Origin of the sequence: Allomuricauda sp. CP2A, from assembly GCF_001683915.1 — a bacterium.
In the GTDB taxonomy this organism is placed as follows: Bacteria; Bacteroidota; Bacteroidia; order Flavobacteriales; family Flavobacteriaceae; genus Flagellimonas.
Window position 1 is genome coordinate 94,907 of record NZ_LXTT01000101.1, and the last position, 21,243, is coordinate 116,149.

At 42.6% G+C, this 21,243-nt stretch carries 14 protein-coding genes; 12 read left to right on the forward strand and 2 right to left on the reverse strand.

All coding sequences use genetic code 11. The annotated features are described in order from the left end of the window. Position 1: 1 nt before the first annotated feature. The gene (locus A7D14_RS12275) at positions 2-2,422 is read left to right on the forward strand and encodes a TonB-dependent receptor domain-containing protein (protein WP_255307449.1); all 2,421 of its coding nucleotides are present in this window, start codon (positions 2-4) and stop codon (positions 2,420-2,422) included. Between the two features lie 192 nt (positions 2,423-2,614). Here A7D14_RS12275 and A7D14_RS12280 read toward each other — a convergent pair whose 3' ends face one another. Next, a complete protein-coding gene (locus A7D14_RS12280) occupies positions 2,615-2,935 on the reverse strand; it encodes a hypothetical protein (protein WP_067034911.1) in 321 nt (106 codons plus the stop codon). Between the two features lie 182 nt (positions 2,936-3,117). Here A7D14_RS12280 and ileS point away from each other — a divergent pair, with 182 nt between their 5' ends. The 4 genes from ileS to A7D14_RS12300 are packed head-to-tail and all read left to right on the forward strand — an operon-like array spanning position 3,118 to position 8,240. Beyond that, the gene (gene ileS / locus A7D14_RS12285; RefSeq protein ID WP_067034914.1) at positions 3,118-6,519 is read left to right on the forward strand and encodes an isoleucine--tRNA ligase; all 3,402 of its coding nucleotides are present in this window, start codon (positions 3,118-3,120) and stop codon (positions 6,517-6,519) included. Between the two features lie 4 nt (positions 6,520-6,523). Beyond that, a complete protein-coding gene (locus tag A7D14_RS12290; protein WP_036380527.1) occupies positions 6,524-6,907 on the forward strand; it encodes a TraR/DksA family transcriptional regulator in 384 nt (127 codons plus the stop codon). A 29-nt stretch (positions 6,908-6,936) separates the two neighbouring features. Next, positions 6,937-7,557, forward strand: coding sequence for a DUF4097 family beta strand repeat-containing protein (locus tag A7D14_RS12295; protein WP_067034917.1), 621 nt, complete (start codon positions 6,937-6,939; stop codon positions 7,555-7,557). A gap of 32 nt (positions 7,558-7,589) precedes the next feature. Then, complete coding sequence (locus tag A7D14_RS12300; protein WP_067034919.1) at positions 7,590-8,240, forward strand: lipoprotein signal peptidase; 651 nt, start codon at positions 7,590-7,592, stop codon at positions 8,238-8,240. Here A7D14_RS12300 and A7D14_RS12305 read toward each other — a convergent pair. After that, a complete protein-coding gene (locus A7D14_RS12305; RefSeq protein ID WP_067034921.1) occupies positions 8,228-8,791 on the reverse strand; it encodes a 5-formyltetrahydrofolate cyclo-ligase in 564 nt (187 codons plus the stop codon). The two genes, A7D14_RS12300 and A7D14_RS12305, sit on opposite strands and share 13 nt — an antisense overlap. Before the next feature lie 474 nt (positions 8,792-9,265). Between A7D14_RS12305 and uvrC the strand changes: the two genes are divergently transcribed. The 7 genes from uvrC to A7D14_RS12345 all read left to right on the forward strand — a co-directional run bounded on the left by uvrC (position 9,266) and on the right by A7D14_RS12345 (position 21,214). Then, entirely contained in the window at positions 9,266-11,053 is a 1,788-nt protein-coding gene (gene uvrC / locus A7D14_RS12315) for an excinuclease ABC subunit UvrC (RefSeq protein ID WP_067034923.1), read from the forward strand. A 7-nt stretch (positions 11,054-11,060) separates the two neighbouring features. Beyond that, positions 11,061-13,331, forward strand: coding sequence for a patatin-like phospholipase family protein (locus tag A7D14_RS12320; protein WP_067034924.1), 2,271 nt, complete (start codon positions 11,061-11,063; stop codon positions 13,329-13,331). Positions 13,332-13,667: 336 nt separating this feature from the next. Then, a complete protein-coding gene (locus A7D14_RS12325; RefSeq protein WP_067034925.1) occupies positions 13,668-14,447 on the forward strand; it encodes a DUF3108 domain-containing protein in 780 nt (259 codons plus the stop codon). A 10-nt stretch (positions 14,448-14,457) separates the two neighbouring features. After that, complete coding sequence (locus A7D14_RS12330; protein ID WP_067034926.1) at positions 14,458-15,444, forward strand: tryptophan 2,3-dioxygenase family protein; 987 nt, start codon at positions 14,458-14,460, stop codon at positions 15,442-15,444. A 1-nt stretch (position 15,445) separates the two neighbouring features. Then, the gene (locus A7D14_RS12335) at positions 15,446-16,726 is read left to right on the forward strand and encodes a peptidoglycan DD-metalloendopeptidase family protein (RefSeq protein ID WP_067034929.1); all 1,281 of its coding nucleotides are present in this window, start codon (positions 15,446-15,448) and stop codon (positions 16,724-16,726) included. Beyond that, positions 16,726-18,363 carry a glucose-6-phosphate isomerase gene (pgi, locus tag A7D14_RS12340; protein ID WP_067034933.1) on the forward strand — a complete coding sequence of 546 codons (1,638 nt, stop codon included), beginning with the start codon at positions 16,726-16,728 and terminating at the stop codon, positions 18,361-18,363. Before A7D14_RS12335 ends, pgi begins: the two co-directional genes overlap by 1 nt. Before the next feature lie 169 nt (positions 18,364-18,532). Further along, entirely contained in the window at positions 18,533-21,214 is a 2,682-nt protein-coding gene (locus A7D14_RS12345) for a TonB-dependent receptor (protein ID WP_067034936.1), read from the forward strand. Positions 21,215-21,243 lie beyond the last annotated feature (29 nt).

Consider the following 21,243-nt stretch of genomic DNA (forward strand, 5'->3'; position numbering starts at 1 on the left):
AATGAACAAACCAACCTTAATCCTAACCCTATTTTTTTTATTGATTTCCTTTTCATTTTATGCTCAAGAAGTAATTGTATTGGATGCCGATTCGGGAATACCCATTTCCAATTTGGCCGTTTTTAACAAAGACAAATCCAAAACCACGATCACGGATTATAACGGAAAAACTGATTTGGGAGTTTTCAACCCGAACGAACAGATTACCTTTCAACATCTCAGTTATGAGATTTATGTGATCAACAAATCTCAAATAGCAAAAAATGGAAATCGAATTTACCTCCACTTGCGTTCCGAGGAACTTCAGGAAGTGGTGTTATCCGTTTCAAAATGGGAGCAACAAAAAAAGAATCTTCCCCAAAAAATCGAGACTATTGATGCCCGGAGCATTTCTTTCACCGCACCACAAACCTCGGCAGACCTGCTACAGAACAGCGGAAAGGTCTTTGTGCAAAAAAGTCAATTGGGAGGCGGAAGCCCCATGATCAGGGGTTTTGCCACCAACAGATTGCTGTTGTCTGTGGATGGTGTTCGGATGAACAATGCTATCTTTAGGGGCGGAAACCTCCAAAATGTGATTTCCATCGATCCCTTTGCTGTGAACAAGACCGAAATCATTTTCGGACCAGGCTCTGTGATCTATGGGAGCGATGCCATCGGCGGGGTAATGAACTTTTACACGCAAAGACCCCATTTTTCCTTTACCGATAGCTTGGCTTTTTCAGGAAAGGCAGCCTATCGATTTGCATCGGTCAATAATGAGAGCACCAGTCATGTGGAGTTCAATTTTGGGCAGCAAAAATGGGCTTCCTTCACCAGCTTTACCTATAATAATTTTGATGACCTGAAGATGGGAGAACATGGACCGGATTCCTATCTCAGGAACAATTATGTCATCCAACAAAATGGCATGGATGTGTTGGTGGCCAATGACGACCCCAAAAAACAGGTCTCCACAGGATATGATCAGCTCAATTTTCTTCAAAAATTTGCGTATCGCCCAAATGATATCTGGAACTATAATTTGGGCTTGTATTATTCCGAAACCTCGGATTATCCCAGATATGACCGATTGATCCGCCCTACGGGTGATGGACAGGGCCTTCGGTCAGCAGAATGGTATTACGGTCCCCAAAAATGGTTTATGGGCAATTTTCAAATCACCAAAAAAGGGGACAGTAAATTCTATGACCGCGTAAAACTTACAACCGCATACCAGTTTTTTGAGGAGAGTCGACATGACAGGGGGTTTGGGGATGTGGAATTGTTCTCCACCAAAGAAAAAGTGGATGCCCTTTCAATGAACTTGGATTTTGAGAACAAAAAATTGGGCGGTCTGCATTTGTATTATGGCGCCGAGTATGTCTTGAACAAGGTAAATTCCAAAGGAAGCATGCGAAACATTGAAACGGATGAAGTGGAACGCACCGCATCCCGTTATCCGGATGGATCAACGTGGCAGACTTTTGCGGGCTATATTAATGGGGAATACCAAGTGGAACCTAATTTCACTTTGCTTTCCGGAATTCGTTACAGTCAGGTCTGGGTGGATGCCGAATTTGAAAAAACATTCTATCCCTTTCCGTTTGATGAGGCCGATATTGTAACCGGAGCACTTACTGGAAGTTTGGGTTTCAGTTGGTTTCCAAGGGAAGATTTGCAGGTTACCTTGAACGGATCTACGGGGTTTAGAGCACCGAATATTGATGATATTGGAAAAATATTTGATTCCGAACCCGGTTCTGTGGTGGTTCCCAATCCTGATTTGGAACCTGAATATGCCTATAATGGAGAAATCGGAATCCGAAAAAATTTTAGTGATCGATTTGTTTTAAAGGGATCCGCCTATTACACCTATTTAGTGGATGCTTTGGTTCGAAGGGATTTTAGTTTTAATGGGGAAACCGAGATTGATTACAATGGCGAACTGAGCAATGTACAGGCCATACAGAATGCAGCCAAGGCCTATGTCTATGGTTTTGAATTTGGAATGGAGGCCTTTTTGGATGAGCATTGGTCATTTTCATCAAACCTTACCCTTACCGAGGGTATTGAAGAGGACGATGATGGTACCGATAGTCCGGCCCGCCATGCGGCTCCCACCTTTGGTGATGCCCATTTGGTTTGGCAGAATAAGAAAATTAAAGCAGATGTTTTTGTAAACTATAACGGAGAGGTAAGCAATGCTGATTTGGCCTTATCTGAACAGAGCAAGGGTTACATCTACGCCAGTGATGCCAACGGAAACCCCTATTCGCCATCTTGGTACACCCTGAATTTTAGGTCGCAATACCAAATTACCAATGCCTTAAAGGCATCTTTGAGTTTGGAAAACATGACCAACCAACGTTACCGGATGTATTCTTCGGGCATTGTGGCTCCTGGAACCAACCTTATTTTGGGATTGGGGTATGTATTTTAAAAAGCAAAGAGGTCTAAAAAGTATTGAAATGCGTCATTCTGAATTCCTGCCTGCCGGCAGGCAAGGCATTTCAGAATCTCACCATACTGATAAACCAATTGTTATGAGAACCTGAAACCTGCCTATGCCGGCCAGGCAGGCAAGTTCAGGTTGACGGAAACCTATCTTTTTAGACACCCTTTTTACTTCTTGTTACATTTTTAGGCTGTCTATGGCCTTTTTGGTGATTTCTTTGGCATCCTCACCCATTTCTTCAGCCTTGTCCATGGCCTCTTCACCGGCTTTTTTAATGCTGTCCGCAGCTTTCTCGCCCATTTCCATGGCTTCGTCCCCTGCTTTTTTTACCGCATCAACAGCATCATTTGTGGCATCTTTTAGACCTCCACCCGCTTCTTCAAGGGTTTCACTGGCCTCTTCGGAAGCATCTTTGGCCTTGTCCGCAGCCTCTTTACAGGAGGTCATAACGGACATGGATAAAGACAGTGCCATCACTGCAATCACAACTTTTTTCATTTTTTTAATGGTTTGTGTTAGTGCAAACCAAGATAGTGAATTTAACGTAAACAGTAATGTGGGACATATCATATTTAGGTTAAGGCTATTAAGGAAATACTAATACCCAAAAGGGAGGGGTATTATTCCATCTAAATTTATAATTTTGCAAACTTGGAATTCGAGAAGAAGTAGCAATATATATGAAGTTTGCAGAATATAAGGGATTGGATTTGCCCAAGGTATCAGAAGAGGTTCTGAACTTTTGGAAAGACAAACAGATTTTTGAGAAAAGTGTTTCCACACGGGAGGGCAGGGAGAGCTACGTCTTTTACGAAGGCCCACCATCTGCAAACGGAATGCCCGGGATTCACCACGTAATGGCACGTACCATCAAGGATATATTTCCAAGGTACAAAACCATGAAAGGTTTTCAGGTGAAGAGAAAAGCGGGATGGGACACCCACGGACTGCCTGTGGAAATTGGTGTGGAAAAGGAATTGGGCATCACCAAAGAGGATATCGGCAAAAAAATATCGGTAGAGGAATACAACGCAGCCTGTAAAAAAGCGGTAATGCGCTATACGGATGTTTGGAACGAAATGACCGAGAAAGTGGGGTATTGGGTGGATATGGACGACCCCTACATCACCTACAAGCCCAAGTACATGGAATCCGTTTGGTGGTTGCTTAAACAGATTTACGACAAAGGACTCATATACAAGGGCTACACCATACAACCGTATTCGCCAAAGGCGGGTACCGGGTTAAGCTCCCACGAGCTGAACCAGCCAGGAACCTATCAAGATGTTACGGATACCACGGTTACGGCCCAGTTCAAGGCCAAAACCGATTCGCTTCCAGAATTTTTGAAGAAAGTTGATGGGGATATTTATTTTTTAGCCTGGACGACCACACCATGGACGCTCCCATCGAACACGGCATTGACCGTTGGCCCAAAAATTGAATATGTACTTGTAAAATCGTACAACCAATACACCTTTGAGCCCATCAATGTAGTGGTAGCCAAAAACTTGGTCAGCTACAATTTTTCGGGAAAGTTTTCCAAGGTTGAAACTGAGGAAGAATTGTCCAACTTTAAAGAAGGTGATAAAAAGATTCCATATTTGGTGGGCGAAACTTTTGTGGGCAAGGATTTGGTAGGCATCCGGTATGAGCAATTGATAGATTACGCACAGCCCTACCAAAATCCAGAGAATGCGTTCCGGGTCATTGCTGGGGATTTTGTAACTACTGAAGATGGTACGGGAATCGTGCACACTGCCCCAACTTTTGGTGCAGACGATGCCTTGGTGGCAAAACAGGCCACACCAGAAGTTCCACCCTTGTTGGTTTTGGATGAAAATGACAATCCGGTTCCGCTCGTTGACCTTCAAGGTAAGTTTAGACCGGAAATGAAGGAGTTTGGCGGCAAGTACGTAAAGAACGAATACTATGATGAGGGTGAAGAACCTGAAAAGTCGGTTGATGTTGAGATTGCCATCAAGCTAAAAATAGAGAACAAGGCCTTTAAGGTCGAGAAATACGTGCACAGCTACCCGAACTGCTGGCGTACCGACAAACCCATCCTTTACTATCCGTTGAATTCTTGGTTCATAAAGGTAACGGATGTTAAGGACCGCATGTTTGAGTTGAACCAGACCATCAACTGGAAGCCAAAATCCACTGGAGAAGGCCGTTTTGGGAACTGGTTGGCCAATGCAAACGACTGGAACCTTTCCCGATCCCGGTATTGGGGTATTCCATTGCCTATCTGGCGTACCGAAGATGGCAAGGAAGAGTTGATGATTGGTTCCGTAGCAGAATTGAAATCAGAAATGGCCAAAGCGGTTGAGGCGGGTGTGTTGGACAAGGATGTGTTCGAGGATTTTGTGGTGGGCGATATGAGTGAGTCCAACTACGATAAAATAGACCTGCACAAAAATATAGTGGATGGCATCACTTTGGTTTCTCCATCAGGACAACCCATGAAGCGCGAAGCAGACCTTATCGATGTTTGGTTTGATAGTGGTTCCATGCCCTATGCCCAATGGCACTATCCTTTTGAGAACAAGGAACTCATTGATGACGGAATTGCATTTCCGGCCAACTTTATTGCTGAAGGTGTGGATCAAACCCGAGGTTGGTTCTATACCCTTCATGCCATTGCCACCATGGTTTTTGATAGCATTGCGTACAAAAATGTGGTTTCCAACGGGCTTGTTTTGGATAAAGAAGGCAAAAAAATGTCCAAACGATTGGGCAATGCGGTTGACCCATTCGAGGTGTTGCCAGAGCATGGCCCCGATGCCACACGTTGGTACATGATTTCCAATGCCAACCCATGGGACAACCTGAAATTTGATATTGAAGGCGTTGTTGAGGTAAAACGAAAGTTCTTCGGAACGCTCTACAACACCTACTCCTTTATGGCACTTTATGCCAATATTGACGAGTTTGATTATTCCGAAGCCGATATTCCGTTGAAAGATAGGCCAGAGATCGATCAATGGATCTTATCCGAACTCCACACCTTGATCAAAAATGTGGATGAAGCTTATGCCGATTACGAAGCTACCCGTGCAGCCAGGATGATTTCCGACTATGTTCAGGAAAATTTGAGCAATTGGTACGTTCGTTTGAGCAGAAGACGTTTCTGGAAGGGCGATTACCAGCAGGACAAGATTTCTGCCTACCAGACCTTATATACCTGTTTGGCAACAGTGGCTAAATTATCTGCTCCGATTGCCCCATTCTTTATGGATCAGTTGTACAAGGATTTGGACGCCACAACCCAAAAAGACGGTTTTGAGAGTGTTCATTTGGCCGAATTCCCGGTTTTTGATGCCAATATGGTGAACAAGAACTTGGAACGTAAGATGCAATTGGCCCAAAAAATTTCATCTTTGGTGCTTTCCATCCGTCAGAAGGAAAAAATAAAGGTGCGCCAGCCGCTTCAGAAAATCATGATCCCTATTTTGGATGATGAGCAACGAAGTGATATCGAGGCTGTTTCCAATTTGGTGAAATCCGAAGTAAATGTGAAGGAAATTGAGTTGTTGGATGATGCTTCAGGAATACTGGTGAAACAAATAAAACCTAATTTTAAAGTGTTGGGCCCAAGATTTGGTAAAGATATGAAGGCGATTGCCGCGGCCGTATCAAAATTGGGTCAAGAGGACATACAAAAAATTGAACGCGAAGGGGAATTAATGCTACAATTGGAAAATAAAAGCGTTATTTTACAGTTAACCGATGTAGACATAAGCTCCCAGGACATTGAAGGTTGGTTGGTTGCAAGCTCTGGCCCATTGACCGTGGCCTTGGATGTAACGATTGATGAAACCCTAAGGAAAGAGGGCATTGCAAGGGAACTCGTGAACCGAATCCAAAACCTCCGAAAGGAATCAGGATTTGAGGTAACAGATAAAATTGACATTAAAATATTGAAGGACGGCTTTGTGGAAAATGCGGTTTCCAGTAACGAGGATTACATCAAAACGGAAACCTTGACCGCCGAGCTGAACTTTGAGGAACAACTTGAAGAAGGTATAGCAATTGCCTTTGATGAAGTGAATACAAAATTGTTTATTCAAAAACATTAAGAAAATGGCAGAAGAACTAAAAGTTAGATATTCGGATAAAGACCTTGATGAGTTCAGGGCCTTGATCGAAGAAAAAATAGAAAAGGCAAAGAGCCATTTGGAACTTTTGAAGAGTGCCTATATGAACGATGGGAACAACGGTACGGATGATACATCACCCACGTTCAAGGCCTTTGAGGAAGGGTCCGAGACCATGAGCAAGGAAGCCAATACACAATTGGCCATCCGTCAGGAGAAATTTATCCGGGATCTTAAGAATGCACTTTTGCGCATTGAAAATAAGACATATGGCATCTGCCGTGTTACCGGAAAGCTTATCAACAAGGAGCGATTGAAGCTGGTCCCCCATGCCACACTGAGCATTGAGGCGAAGAACATGCAGAAATAATAAAAGCGCCTTTGGGCGTTTTTTTGTTTATGAAATCCTTTTTCATTGTCTTTGGGCTTTTTTTTCTTGTACATGTACAGGGGCAAAAACTGGTAAAGAAAGCTTTTATAGGTCCCAGAACGGAATCCATTCAAATTGACTCACGGTACTGCTACCAGATTGATCTGTATACGGCCAAGACCAAACAGGTTCAAGTTGAGGCAAGTATTGAAGGGGAATATGCCAAGGATTTGCTTATTTCTATAGAAGAAGAAGGGACAACAGTGCGCATCAGTGCGGGTTTCCACCCCAACTTTATTAACCCCAACGACAAGTTAAGCGCCCATAAGGTAGTTTCCATTGCCTTGCACATTACGGTGCCCCAGTACAAAAACGTCTCCATTTTTGGAACCAACAGCAATGTTGAAATCGAGGGCAAGTATCAAAACCTGGATGTAAAGCTCTCCGATGGTAGGTGCGTGTTGAACAATGTTTCTGAAACCGTTGAAGTGACCACCCAAAAAGGCGATATATGGTTGAATGCCGAAAACGGAAGTGTCCTTGCGCAAAGCACCTATGGGCAAGTTGATAATAACCAAATCCCAGAGGGACACAACCAATATATCTTGAAAACGGTGGAAGGCAACATCCATCTTAGGAAAACAAAATAATATACCTATTTTTGCAACCTCTTTTTAACGGCATGAATCTAAGGAAATCCCTCATCATCATTATAGTGATCTTACTTATTGACCAAATAAGCAAGGTCTACATCAAGACCAATTTTATTTTGGGGGAATCCCATGATGTTTTGGGGTGGTTCAAAATACTTTTTATTGAGAATGAAGGCGCTGCATGGGGGACCAAACTGAGTGATTTATTGCCCATTTCGGAATCGGCTGGAAAACTTGTTTTGACGATTTTTCGGATTTTTGCCGTATTTGGCATCGCCTATTGGCTTTGGGACATCATTAAAAAACAATCCCCCAGAACCCTTATTTTAGCGGTATCGCTCATTTTAGCCGGGGCTTTGGGAAACATTATCGATTCTGTTTTTTACGGAATCATTTTTGATCATAGCAGCGGCCAAGTGGCCACACTGTTTTCCAACGAGCCGTATGGAACCCTGTTTCACGGCAAAGTAGTGGACATGCTCTATTTTCCTTTGATTGATGCCACATGGCCCGATTGGATTCCATCCGTGGGTGGACAACGGTTCCGGTTTTTTGAACCGGTCTTCAATATTGCCGATACGGCCATAAGTACCGGTGTGGGCATATTGATTGTCTTCAACAAAAGGGCATTTCCAAAAAAATCAGAGCAAGGACAGGAAGTGACCGATCAAAATGTATAGATCTTTTCCGGGGTAACGCAGTAATCCAGCTTCACATCATTTTCATGCACATCGGTGATGTTGTTTTCTTCTGGCCCAAACAAAGAAAGCCCAATTTTGAGGGTTTCTTTTCTACATTTTCGTAAAAAGGTGTCGTAGTACCCTTTTCCATACCCTACACGATTTCCTTGAAGGTCAAATGACAAGAGGGGAACAAAGACCACATCAATTTTGTTTTCTGGGATCAAGATGCCATCCACAGGTTCTGGAATGCCCCATTTGTTCTTTTTGATTACGGTGCTATCGGTCAACAAAAAGTTTTCCAAAGCGTTTGCGCCATGTGTTCTTGGAACCACAACATGCTTATCTTTTCCTTGCAAAAGGGTAATGAGGGGAAGTGTGTCCACTTCTTTGTTTTCGTCAATGCTCAGGAAGATATGGAAATAAAAAAAATCCCAAACCGGGATTTGAAGCACATGATTTGCTAAACGGATACTCAAATCTGAAATTTTGGGAGAAGAAAATTCCGCTCTCAGACTCTTGTATTTTTTTCTTAGTTCATGTTTCAACATCTAATTGAATGTTGAAGATTCTGGGGTAGTGTTTTGGGGAAATGCAGAGCTACTCTCCTCGGGTAGACACCGAAAAAAAGATTTTGAAGAAAAGCATCAAAATCAAGTACATTCCCAAAACGATAACATAGTTTTCCATCGCATCGTGTTTATATCGTTAAATGTAGGTAAAACAATTTTAAAATTCACCATGAAATGCACTTTTTATCGATGAAATGCACAATTTTTACCAATTGTTTAACAATTTAGACGCATTCAAATTTCCGGATTGTGGGTTTTCCATAGTTTTTTTATGTGAAAACCACAGTTTTGGACAAATTAAAAAAATGGTTTCCTTTATAGGGAAACTGTATTGGTAAAGGGAAGTGTGCCAACGGTTAAGCCAAAATAAGAAAGCATCAAGTTTAACAAAAAACACGCCAATTAAAATTTAACTTTGTTCAAAGTCGGTTAAGGAAATTTCCTGAAGCATCTATGTCCTACCCATCCATCAATGTACAAATCAGTTCACTGCCCAACAGTCCAGGGGTATACCAGTTTTATGATGTTGATGGGAAAATTTTATATGTGGGCAAGGCCAAGAACCTAAAAAAGCGGGTGTCTTCCTATTTCAACAAAAAACAGGAGTACGGCAAAACCCGGGTATTGGTCAAAAAGATACACCACATTAAGCATATTGTGGTTCCCACAGAGTCTGATGCCCTGCTCTTGGAAAACAACTTGATCAAAAAGTTGAAGCCTCGATATAATGTAATGCTGAGGGATGACAAGTCCTACCCCTGGATCTGCATTAAGAATGAGCGTTTTCCCAGGGTCTTCCCAACCCGGAAACTCATCAAGGACGGGTCGGAATATTATGGCCCCTACACCAGCATGAAAACGGTGAGGACCCTTTTGGATTTGATCAAAAGTTTGTACCCACTGCGCACGTGCAACTATGACCTGTCCGAAGAAAAAATTACGGCCGGAAAATACAAAGTGTGCTTGGAATATCATTTGGGCAATTGTCTGGGCCCCTGCGAAGGCTTGCAGAGCGAAGCCGAATACCGCGGACAGATTGAGGACATCAGACAGATCATAAAGGGAAACCTAAGGAACTCGTTGCAGGCCTTTAAACAGCAAATGAAAATTTTTGCAGAGGAAATGGAGTTTGAAAAGGCCCAGCGCATCAAGGAAAAAATAGATGTTTTGGAAAACTATCAGGCCAAATCAACCGTGGTCAATCCCAAGATCAATAATGTGGATGTGTTCAGTATCGTGTCCGATGAGACCCATGCCTATATAAACTTTCTGCAATTGTCCCACGGATCCATTGTTCGGTCACACACCATGGAAATCAAGAAGAAATTGGATGAGACCGATGAAGAATTGTTGCAATTGGCCATTACGGAGATCAGGCAGCGGTTCAATTCGCAATCCAAGGAGATCTATCTGCCTTTTCCGGTTGCCGTTGAGGATACCCTAAAAGTAAGTATGCCAAAATTGGGAGATAAGCGCAGGATTTTGGAACTTTCAGAACGCAATGCCCGTTTTTATCGTCAGGATCGATTGAAACAGATCAAAATAACAGATCCGGACAGGCATACCAAAAGAATCATGGCCCAGATGAAAGCGGATCTAAGGCTTTCTACCGAGCCCACACATATTGAGTGTTTTGACAATTCCAACATCCAAGGAAGCAACCCTGTGGCCGCCTGTGTTGTCTTTAAGAATGGAAGGCCCTCCAAAAAGGACTATCGACATTTCAATATAAAAACAGTGGAAGGCCCGGATGATTTTGCAAGTATGGAGGAAGTGGTGTTTAGGCGGTACAAAAGATTGCTCAACGAAGAGGAGCCCCTGCCACAGCTCATTGTTATTGATGGGGGAAAAGGCCAACTGTCATCAGCCCTAAAAAGTTTGGAGGCGCTAGGACTTAGAGGAAAGATAGCCATCATTGGTATTGCCAAGCGGTTGGAGGAAATCTATTTTCCGGACGATCCGGTCCCATTGTATTTGGATAAAAGGTCAGAGACCTTAAAAATTATACAACAACTAAGGAACGAAGCCCACCGATTTGGGATCACCCACCACAGGAACAAGAGAAGCAAAGGTGCCATTGGTTCCGAACTGGAAAGCATAGAGGGTATTGGGAAAAAGACCACCGAACAATTGCTGAAGAATTTTAAATCGGTAAAAAGAATAAAAGAGGCCACCATTGAAAGTCTAGCTGAATCCGTGGGGATGGCTAAGGCAAAAAAAATCTATAAATCCTTTCACTGATACCGCTATGGGCTTAAAATATATTTTTTTAACACTGACCTTTATATTTTTTGAGGTTATGGGCATGGCCCAGGCCCCTGAAAAGGATGTGCCGCCCAAAGTTGGCCTGGTCCTTAGCGGTGGAGGTGCCAAAGGATTGGCCCATATTGGGGTCCTCAAGGTAATTGAGGAGGCGGGAGTAAAGGTGGATTATATTGGGGGCACCAGCATGGGAGCCATTGTGGGAGCCTTATATGCCTCGGGATACTCTGCACAAGAACTTGATTCCATCTTTAGGGTAACCGATTTCACCAAACTTATCCAGGACAACGTGCCCCGGGGAGCCAAGACTTTTTATGAGAAAGAAGATTCTGAACGATATGCCCTGACCCTGCCCTTTACAGATTTCAGTGTTTCCTTTCCGCAAGCAATTTCTGGAGGCCAGAACATTTTTAACGAGTTGGTCCGCTTGCTGTTCCATGTCAAGGATGTGCACGATTTTAAAAAATTGCCCATCCCTTTTTTGTGCGTGGCCACCAATGTGGAAACAGGCCAAGAGGTATTGTTGGACCATGGATACCTGCCCGAGGCCATCATGGCCAGCGGAACGTTTCCATCGCTTTTTGAGCCGTCCGAAATTGACGGGGATATACTGGTTGACGGTGGAGTGGTCAACAACTACCCCATCGACAAAATAAAAGATTTGGGGGCCGATATCATTATTGGTGTGGATGTGCAGCACGATTTATCTACAAGGGAATCCCTGTTATCGGCTACGGAAATTTTACTGCAGATCAATAACTACAGGACGGTTAACGATATGAAAAAGAAGTCCGAAGCAACGGATATATACATCAGACCGGACATTGAAGAATTTTCGGTAATCGACTTTGGAAAAAGCGCAGCAATTGTGAAAAGTGGGGAAGAGGCCGCCAAGGAAATGATGCAAGAATTGGAAACATTGGCCCAAAGCCAGAATAAAACGGAAACACGCAAGAAGCGGATCCAACCCATGGACAGCCTAACCATTAACAGGATGATCATTAGGGGGAACGATCAATATACCCGGGGATATATCAAAGGAAAGCTAAGGTTTAATTTGGCAGAAAAAATTTCGTTCAATGATCTAAAGCAAGGTATCAACAACCTATCGGCAACGGGGAATTTTAAAGCTATACGGTATGAGTTGATTTCCAACGGGCTTGGCACGGATTTGATTCTAAAACTAAAGGAGAACCCCACCAAAATGTTCTTGAAACTATCCGCACATTATGATGACCTGTACAAAAGTGCGGCCCTAATAAACCTTACCAAAAAGAATTTTTTGATGAAGGATGATGTGGCTTCCTTTGATTTTATTTTAGGAGACCATTTGCGGTACAATATGCAATATTATCTGGACAAAGGATACTATTGGAGTTTTGGGATCAACTCCAAGTTTACCGATTTTGATGAGGAAGTTGATTTTGGTTTGATTCGCTCCAACTTTAGTGTGCCCAATGATCCCAATATTCGCGAAATAAATTTGGATGTTACCGATTTGACCAACCAGATTTATTTACAGACCGTATTGCAAGAGGAATTTGCCTTTACCATTGGGGCAGAGCACAAACTGTTGCGTTACAGCACAAGAACCCTTAACCAATTGGATGGAGAAGCGGCGGAAGAATCGTTGATAGACCCTCCGGAAAGGACATTTTTTGAAAACTCAAATTACTTCAGTGCTTTTGGAAAAATCACCTTGGACACCTATGACGACAAATATTTTCCGACCAAGGGCCTGTATTTTGACAGTGATTTTCATCTATATCTCTTTTCATCGGATTTCAATGATAATTTCAGGGAGTTTTCCGTCGCAAAGGCAAAATTGGGAACTGTAATTCCCTTTTCCCACAACCTCAGCTTTAATTTGGAAGCTGAAGGAGGGGTTAAATTAGGGACTTCGGCCATCACCTCTTTTGATTTTGTGCTTGGCGGTTTTGGAAACGACTTTGTGAACAATTTTGTTCCCTTCTTTGGATATGACTTTCTAAGTCTTCCCGGGAACAGTTTTGTAAAGCTCTATGGAAGATTGGACTACAGATTTGCCCCAAAGAACCACCTGCTCTTATCGGCAAATTTTGCCAATGTGGAAGATGACCTTTTTAGGACAGGGGACTGGTTTTCAGAGCCCAGTTTTTCCGGTTATGGAATAGGCTATGGTTTTGAGTCGTTCATAGGGCCCATCCAAGTATATTATTCTTGGACCCCAGAGATAAAAAATGACAGTATTTTCTTCAGTATAGGCTATTGGTTCTAATTTGGGGGCATTCATCCAACACCCCATTTTTCTTAAGAATTTGCCAAAAAAAGCCGGCAAATCCATCAAAATGGAACAAGTTAAGTTAAAGTCCGTTAAAAACTTATTTTCCTACAGAACCATGGCGTATCTTTACATCACATAAGGGGTGGTTCCCTTATAACTTTAAGTATTGGTTTTTCATAATTTAAAGTTTGGTTGGTTATTTAGGAAAAGCCCAGTTTTAAGACTGGGCTTTTTTTTGTACATAATATTTTGGAATAACTTTTGTTTAAATAAGTGTAAAGCGCATAGCCCCAAAAGCGATTTTATTAATTTTATTCAATAAAAAGGGTCATGAAAAAGACATTGATCGTACTCATCCTACTTATGGCTACGTCTGCATTTGGGCAAAAATTCCAACCAGCGTACAAATCGGGTGAATGGCTAAAATTTCGAATCCACTATGGAATTCTCAATGCAAGCTATGCCACATTGCACTTAACCTCGGACACCCTGGACAGCATTCCAGTATACCATGTTGTGGGCGAGGGGAAGACCACCGGTTTTGCCAGTATTTTTTTTAAGGTGGACGACACCTATGAAAGCTATTTTGGCCGTAAAAATGGAAAGCCGTATCGATTTATCAGAAAAATAGACGAAGGCGGCTACACCAAGGATATAGAAATCGACTTCAATTACAAAGAAGAAATGGCCGTTCTTCGGGACAACAAGAATGGGACACAAAAGCGGATTCCGGTACACAATAAAATCCAGGACCTTATCTCTGCTTCCTATTTTATGAGGAACAACTATAACCTTGAAGAGTTTGAGGAAGGCGACTTCATAAATTTGGATATGTTGTTCGATGATGATGGCGTTTTTCAATTTAAACTGAAATATTTGGGAAAAGAAGTGCTCCGGACCAAGTTTGGAAAGGTGGAATGTCTTAAATTTAGACCCTTGGTTCAATCGGGCCGTGTTTTTAAGGAAAAAGAAAGCCTTACCCTTTGGGTTTCAAACGATTTGAATAAAATCCCAGTACGGATAAAGGCCGATTTGGCCGTAGGGTCCTTAAAAGCAGATTTGGAGGCCTACAACGGACTAAGAAACCAGTTTAAAATAATAATGGATTAGATTAGTTTGGATGAAGAATGATGAGCGAATTGAGTCCCAAATCAACAAGCTTGAAGAAAAGTACAAAAACTCTGGACAAGACCTAAGCTCGTACCTCGATGGTTTGCTCTACCAGAGATACCTTACGTATTGGGACTACATACATTTGGATACCTTGTTGAGCCTTCAAGTGCCGCGGACCCATTTCCCCGATGAAGAGATTTTCATCATGTACCACCAGATTACCGAGCTCTATTTTAAACTGATCATCCACGAACAAAAGCAGATTGTAGAGGACCGATCCCAAGACCTTCGGTTCTTTATTGAAAAGGCAAATAGGATCAATAACTACTTCAAGGCCCTCATTTCTTCATTCAGTATAATGATAAAAGGCATGGAGCGGGAACAATTCCTTCGGTACCGGATGGCCTTGCTGCCCGCCAGTGGATTTCAGTCCGCCCAATACAGAATGATAGAGATCTACGCCACCCCTTTGGAAAATTTGGTGCACCATACAGAACGTGATGATTTTTCATCCAAAGATGGCGTTGAGGAACTTTTTGAGCATATATATTGGAAGAAAGGGGCCACGGACAGGGACACCGGAGAAAAAACCTTGACCTTGAAACAATTTGAGATTCGCTATACCCCAAGGTTGTTGCGTATTGCCAACCAGGTCAAGGACAGCACCATTTACCAAAAATACCTGCAACTGCCCGAAGCTTCCAGGAATAATAATGAGCTCATAAAAGCGTTAAAAGAGTTGGACATGAACGCCAACGTAAATTGGCCGTTGATGCACATGGGCTCCGCCTACAGGTATCTGGCCAAGGAAAACCAAGAAATTGATGCCACTGGAGGCACCAATTGGAAACAGTTTTTACCGCCCAGTTTTCAGAAAATAATATTTTTCCCAACTTTGTACTCAGAAAATGAGCTGGATACGTGGGGAAAACAGTGGGTGGACCATATATTTAATCCGGCAAACAAGCAATACAAGGAAAAGGAACAAGATTAGAATGCGAATAATTATTGGGGCAATTTTGGCACTGGTGGTTCTGGTGTCGTGCAAAGAAGACAAGGTTTTGGTAAGTGATGAGTTGGTTAAGGTGGAAACCATTGAAAAACCACCCATCACCCATTTCGGTTTTAACTTGGACAACTTTAATGTAGTCCACGATACTGTTCGTCGAGGCGATAGTTTTGGGGAACTTATGCTGAAAAACAAGGTGGACTATCCAAAAATCGCCACAATTTCAGAAAGCTATAAAGACACTTTTGATGTACGAAAGATTCAGGTGGGCAAACCGTATACCATTCTTAAATCCAAGGACACCTCTGAAATCGCCGAAATTTTCATTTATCAAAATGACAAGATCAATTATACTGTTGTTGATTTAAGGGATAGTGTAAAAGCCTACAAGAGCAAGAAAAAGGTGAAATTGGTCGAGCGTGAGATAGGTGGTATTATTGACCATAGTTTGTCCATGTCCATTGATACGTTGGGAGTAGATTACAACCTAACCTTTGCACTTTCCGATATTTATGCCTGGACTATTGATTTTGGACGATTGGACAAAGGTGACAGATTCAAGGTGATATTTGATGAGCGTTATATCAATGATAGCATTTATGCAGGAATTGGTGCTGTAAAGGCAGCATATTTTGAGCACAAAGGAAAAACCATCTATGCTTTTCCTTACATCTCAGATGCAACCAACAATATTTTAGAGTATTTTGATCAAGACGCGAATAATTTAAGAAGCACCTTTTTGCGGGCTCCGGTTAAATTCAAGTATCGGTTATCGTCCCGGTATAACCTGAAAAGAAGGATTGCTTACTACGGGTATAAAGTAAGGCCCCACAAAGGAACTGATTATGCCGCTCCCATTGGCACGCCCATTGTGGCCACTGCAGATGGAACCGTTACCGAATCGACCCGTAGGGGGGGAAATGGTAAATACGTAAAAATTAGACACAACGACACGTACAGCACCCAATATCTACACATGAGGGCCCAAAACGTAAAACGAGGTGACTTTGTGCGTCAAGGTGATGTAATTGGTTGGGTCGGAATGACGGGAAACACAGGAGGCCCACACGTTTGCTATCGTTTTTGGAAGAATGGAAGACAGGTAGACCCCCTTAAGGAAGAACTCCCCGCCGCGGAACCCATCGCAGATTCATTGCGTGCCGACTATTTATTGCACATTCAACCGTTGCGCGATCAATTAGATTGTATCGAATTAATAGAACCAACCCCCGAACTCGAAGAAACGCTCATAACCTATAACCAGTAATGGCCTTACCCAAAATCAACCCAACTACTACCCACGCTTGGAAAAAACTTTCAGAACACTATAACGAAAACAAGGACACCCACCTAAGACAACTTTTTGCCCAAGATGCTGATAGGGGAAAAACATTCTGCATTCAGTGGGATGATTTTTTGGTGGACTACTCAAAAAACCGGATCACAGCAGATACGTTTTCCCTTTTACTGGATTTGGCCGAAGAAGTAAAGCTCAAAGAAGCCATGGCCAGTTATTTTGGAGGGAAATTGATCAATCAGACTGAGGGAAGGGCCGTACTCCACACTGCACTTCGGGCAAAAAAGAATGATAAAGTTTATGTGGATGGTGAAAATATTGTTGCGGAGGTTTACGAAGTAAAGGAAAAGATCAAATCGTTTTCCGAAGCAGTAATCTCTGGAAATAAAAAAGGATTTACTGGAAAAGCCTTCACCGATGTGGTCAATATTGGTATTGGGGGATCAGACCTAGGGCCCGCGATGGTCACCGAAGCCTTGAAATTCTACAAGAACCACTTAAAAACCCATTTTGTCAGCAATGTGGATGGTGATCATGTGCATGAGGTCTTGAAAGAACTCAATCCAGAGACCACCTTGTTCATTATCGTTTCCAAGTCCTTTACCACCCAAGAAACGCTGAGCAATGCCCTCACCATTAAAAAATGGTTTTTGGAACACGCATCGCAAAAAGATGTTGCCAAACATTTTGTTGCCGTTTCCACCAATCTTGAAAAAATTGAGGAGTTTGGCATAGCGGATGACAATGTATTCCCCATGTGGGATTGGGTTGGAGGCCGTTTTTCGCTTTGGAGTGCCGTTGGACTTTCCATTGCCCTTTCGGTAGGCTATCAAAATTTTGATGACCTGCTTTCCGGTGCCCATGCCATGGACAATCATTTTAAAGAAACCCCTTTCTCAGAAAACATTCCTGTTATTTTGGCCTTGTTGAGCATTTGGTACAACAATTTTTATGGTGCAGAGACCGAGGCCATCATTCCCTACACACAATACCTGCATCGTTTTTCGGCCTATTTGCAACAAGGCATTATGGAAAGTAACGGGAAGAGTGTGGACCGAGCTGGAGATAGAGTGGGGCACGAGACCGGGACCATTATTTGGGGAGAGCCGGGAACCAATTCCCAACACGCCTTTTTTCAATTGATCCATCAAGGCACAAAATTGATCCCTACCGATTTTATCGGCTTCAAGAGATCATTGCATGGCGATGTGGACCATCACAATAAATTAATGGCCAATTTCTTCGCCCAGACCGAGGCATTGATGAACGGAAAGACCGCTGATGAGGTCAAAAAGGAATTGGAAGCACAGAATATATCCGAAGAAGAACAAAAATCGTTGCTCCCGTTCAAAGTGTTTGAAGGCAACAAACCTACCAACACCATCTTGATTCAGAAACTCACCCCCAAGAACTTAGGGGCCTTGATTGCCCTTTATGAGCACAAAATCTTTGTGCAGGGAATTGTTTGGAACATTTTCAGTTATGATCAATGGGGTGTGGAATTGGGCAAGCAATTGGCCAAGACCATTTTGGCCGACATTGAAAATTCAGAAATTGGCAAACATGACGCTTCCACATTGAATCTTCTCCATTTTTTTAAGAGCTAAACAGGCAGTTTTTGATTTGTAAGGAAAAACCTTAAGCATTTGTTTGTCAACTGCTTTTCTTTGTTAATTTTGTGTTAACTGTAACACTTTCATTTAACTTTGACTTAATCGCTGTATGTCAAAAATGAAGCACTTTTGCAGGGCAAATTAAACACTTAAACACTAAAAAATGAGAAAAATTTACTTGGCTTTTGTGGCAATTTTTGTGTCCGCAATGGCATTTTCACAAGGAACGATTACTGGTACTGTGGTGGATGGCGAGCTTGGCGGCCCGCTTCCCGGAGCCAGTGTGGTAGTTAAGGGTACTTCCATAGGTACTTCTACAGATTTTGACGGAAACTTTACTTTGGAAGTGGATCAAGCTTCCGGGACTTTGGTGGTTTCCTATATTGGGTTTGTTAAGCAGAATGTTTCTTTCAGCACCACTGGGAACGTAGGGACAATTTCTTTGCAGCCCGACGCCGAAGAATTGGAAGGTGTAGTGGTTGTAGGTACGGGTATCATTGACCTTGCTGCTGATAGAAAAACCCCAATCGCAGTTTCTTCTATACCAATAAAGACTATACAGGAGAAAATAGGGACTCAAGATGTTACCATGACCTTGGTGAACACTCCATCTGTTTATGTTTCAGGACAGGCAGGAGGATTTGGTGACACCAATATGAGGGTTCGAGGGTTCGATCAAGACAACACAGCATTCCTTTTGAACGGGCAACCCATCAACGGTATGGAAGATGGTTTAATGTATTGGTCAAACTGGTCTGGATTGAACGATATTGCCTCTGGTGTACAAATTCAAAGGGGTCTAGGGTCTTCTAAATTGGCTATTTCCTCTGTAGGGGGTACAGTGAACTTTGTGACCAAGGCTACCGAGATGAATGAAGGTGGTTTTGGGTATGCCACAGTGGCCAATAACAATTATATTAAAACTTCTGCCGGGTATAATACTGGTGTTTCCGATAAAGGATGGGGCCTAAGTGTTATGCTTTCCCACTGGCAAGGAGATGGCTACAATGAAGGAATGTTTGGAGAAGGCCAAACCTACTTTATTTCTGTGGGGTATAGGCCCAGTGACAGTCATAACTTCAACTTTTTGATTACTGGTGCACCTCAGTTCCACGATCAAAACTTTACCAAACCCATCTCCGATTACCTAGAATATGGGATGCGTTACAATAACAACTGGGGAACATACAATGGTCAGTATTTGACGGAAAGAAGAAACTTCTACCACAAGCCCGTGGCTAACTTGAACTGGGACTGGACTATTGATGACACTTCTAGTTTGTCAACCGTATTGTATGCCTCTTGGGGTAACGGTGGTGGTACCGGGGACCGTGGTAACCGTATTAGAACAGAAGATGGTTATATTGATTACGATGCCATTTATGCATTCAACAACAGTGTGCCCAATGGAGCTGGGGGTTATTTTGCCGCCGGTGGTGGATATGTTACCAGAGCGTCAATGAACCTGCACAACTGGTATGGGTTGATTTCAAACTTCGAAAAGCAATTGTCTGACAATCTTAGCTGGAACGTAGGGTTCGATTTAAGAACCTACTACGGAAAACACTTTAGGGTAGTTTCTGATTTTCACGGTCTAAACTCTTGGCAAGAAAATATTCGTTTGAGAGACCAAAATAATGACCATCAAACTTATGGTACATTTGGAACCTACAAACAAGTAATTGCAACTGAGTCTTTCAGACCATCAGGATGGGAGGCCGCTTTTAATAGCTATCCCGAAGATCAAAAAATCGCCTATAGCAATGATGAGCGAATCTCTTATGGAGGATTGTTCACTCAATTGGAGTATGCAACCGATCAATTTTCTGCTTTCTTCCAAGGATCTATTTCCAATCAATATCACCAAAGATTTGACCCTTATCAGTATGCAGACCAATCTTTGATTGATGGCACCTCTTCCCAATGGACTGGAGAGCCTCTTCCTGCTGGAATAGAGCCTGGTGTGGATTCAGAAAAAGTGAACAACTTTGGATATAATGCCAAAGCAGGTTTTAGCTATAGCCCAACAGAGCAGCACAGTTTTTACTTTAATACAGGATACTACAACCGCCAACCGTATCATGACAACATTTATTTGAATTTCACTAACCAAATTAATCCGTTGACTGAAAACGAAAAGATTTTTGGTTTGGAAGCGGGTTATGGATACTCTAGTTCCATTTTTTCCGGTAATGTGAACCTATACCGTACCTCTTGGAAAGATCGTGTGGTTACCAGCTCTGATGTTGTGGATGATGTGGTTACCTATACTTCTAACTTTGGAGCAGAGCAATTGCACACTGGTATTGAGCTGGATGCAAAGGTAAGACCGGTTAGTGGACTTAGCTTGAACGCTTTTGCCTCTATTGGCGATTGGCAGTACAAGGGTGAGACAGTGACCCAAGTTACCGATGAGGAGCGCAATGTTATCAGCACTGAGAACCAAGATATTGATGGAGGGAAAGTAGGTGGCGCGGCCCAACTTTCCGGTGGACTTGGATTTTCGTACAGAATTACCAATATGTTCTCCATTGACTCTGATTTTAGATATTACGACAACCTATATGCTGATGTGGGGGCCATCAAGGAAAATCTTGAGTTGCCATCCTTCAGTTTATTGGATGCCGGGGTAACTTTCAATCTTCCCTTGGGAATTGATAAAACCAAGAATTTGAAAATCAGGGCCAATATGAACAACGTATTGGATAAGGAATACATCTCTAGATTGACTACGGCCAATTTTGCTGAAGCTGGTGATGAATTATACGAAGGCATTGCAGTTTCAAACCAAGGATACTTTGGTTTGGGAAGAACCTGGAACGTTACTTTGCGTTACGATTTTTAAACATAACTGAAAGAATATATAAAACCCTG

Coding starts and splice junctions, on each gene's coding strand:
- A7D14_RS12275 (WP_255307449.1), top strand. CDS start 2: ATGAACAAACCAACCTTAATCCTAACCCTATTTTTTTTATTGATTTCC.
- A7D14_RS12280 (WP_067034911.1), bottom strand. CDS start 2,935: ATGAAAAAAGTTGTGATTGCAGTGATGGCACTGTCTTTATCCATGTCC.
- ileS (WP_067034914.1), top strand. CDS start 3,118: ATGAAGTTTGCAGAATATAAGGGATTGGATTTGCCCAAGGTATCAGAA.
- A7D14_RS12290 (WP_036380527.1), top strand. CDS start 6,524: ATGGCAGAAGAACTAAAAGTTAGATATTCGGATAAAGACCTTGATGAG.
- A7D14_RS12295 (WP_067034917.1), top strand. CDS start 6,937: ATGAAATCCTTTTTCATTGTCTTTGGGCTTTTTTTTCTTGTACATGTA.
- A7D14_RS12300 (WP_067034919.1), top strand. CDS start 7,590: ATGAATCTAAGGAAATCCCTCATCATCATTATAGTGATCTTACTTATT.
- A7D14_RS12305 (WP_067034921.1), bottom strand. CDS start 8,791: ATGTTGAAACATGAACTAAGAAAAAAATACAAGAGTCTGAGAGCGGAA.
- uvrC (WP_067034923.1), top strand. CDS start 9,266: ATGTCCTACCCATCCATCAATGTACAAATCAGTTCACTGCCCAACAGT.
- A7D14_RS12320 (WP_067034924.1), top strand. CDS start 11,061: ATGGGCTTAAAATATATTTTTTTAACACTGACCTTTATATTTTTTGAG.
- A7D14_RS12325 (WP_067034925.1), top strand. CDS start 13,668: ATGAAAAAGACATTGATCGTACTCATCCTACTTATGGCTACGTCTGCA.
- A7D14_RS12330 (WP_067034926.1), top strand. CDS start 14,458: ATGAAGAATGATGAGCGAATTGAGTCCCAAATCAACAAGCTTGAAGAA.
- A7D14_RS12335 (WP_067034929.1), top strand. CDS start 15,446: ATGCGAATAATTATTGGGGCAATTTTGGCACTGGTGGTTCTGGTGTCG.
- pgi (WP_067034933.1), top strand. CDS start 16,726: ATGGCCTTACCCAAAATCAACCCAACTACTACCCACGCTTGGAAAAAA.
- A7D14_RS12345 (WP_067034936.1), top strand. CDS start 18,533: ATGAGAAAAATTTACTTGGCTTTTGTGGCAATTTTTGTGTCCGCAATG.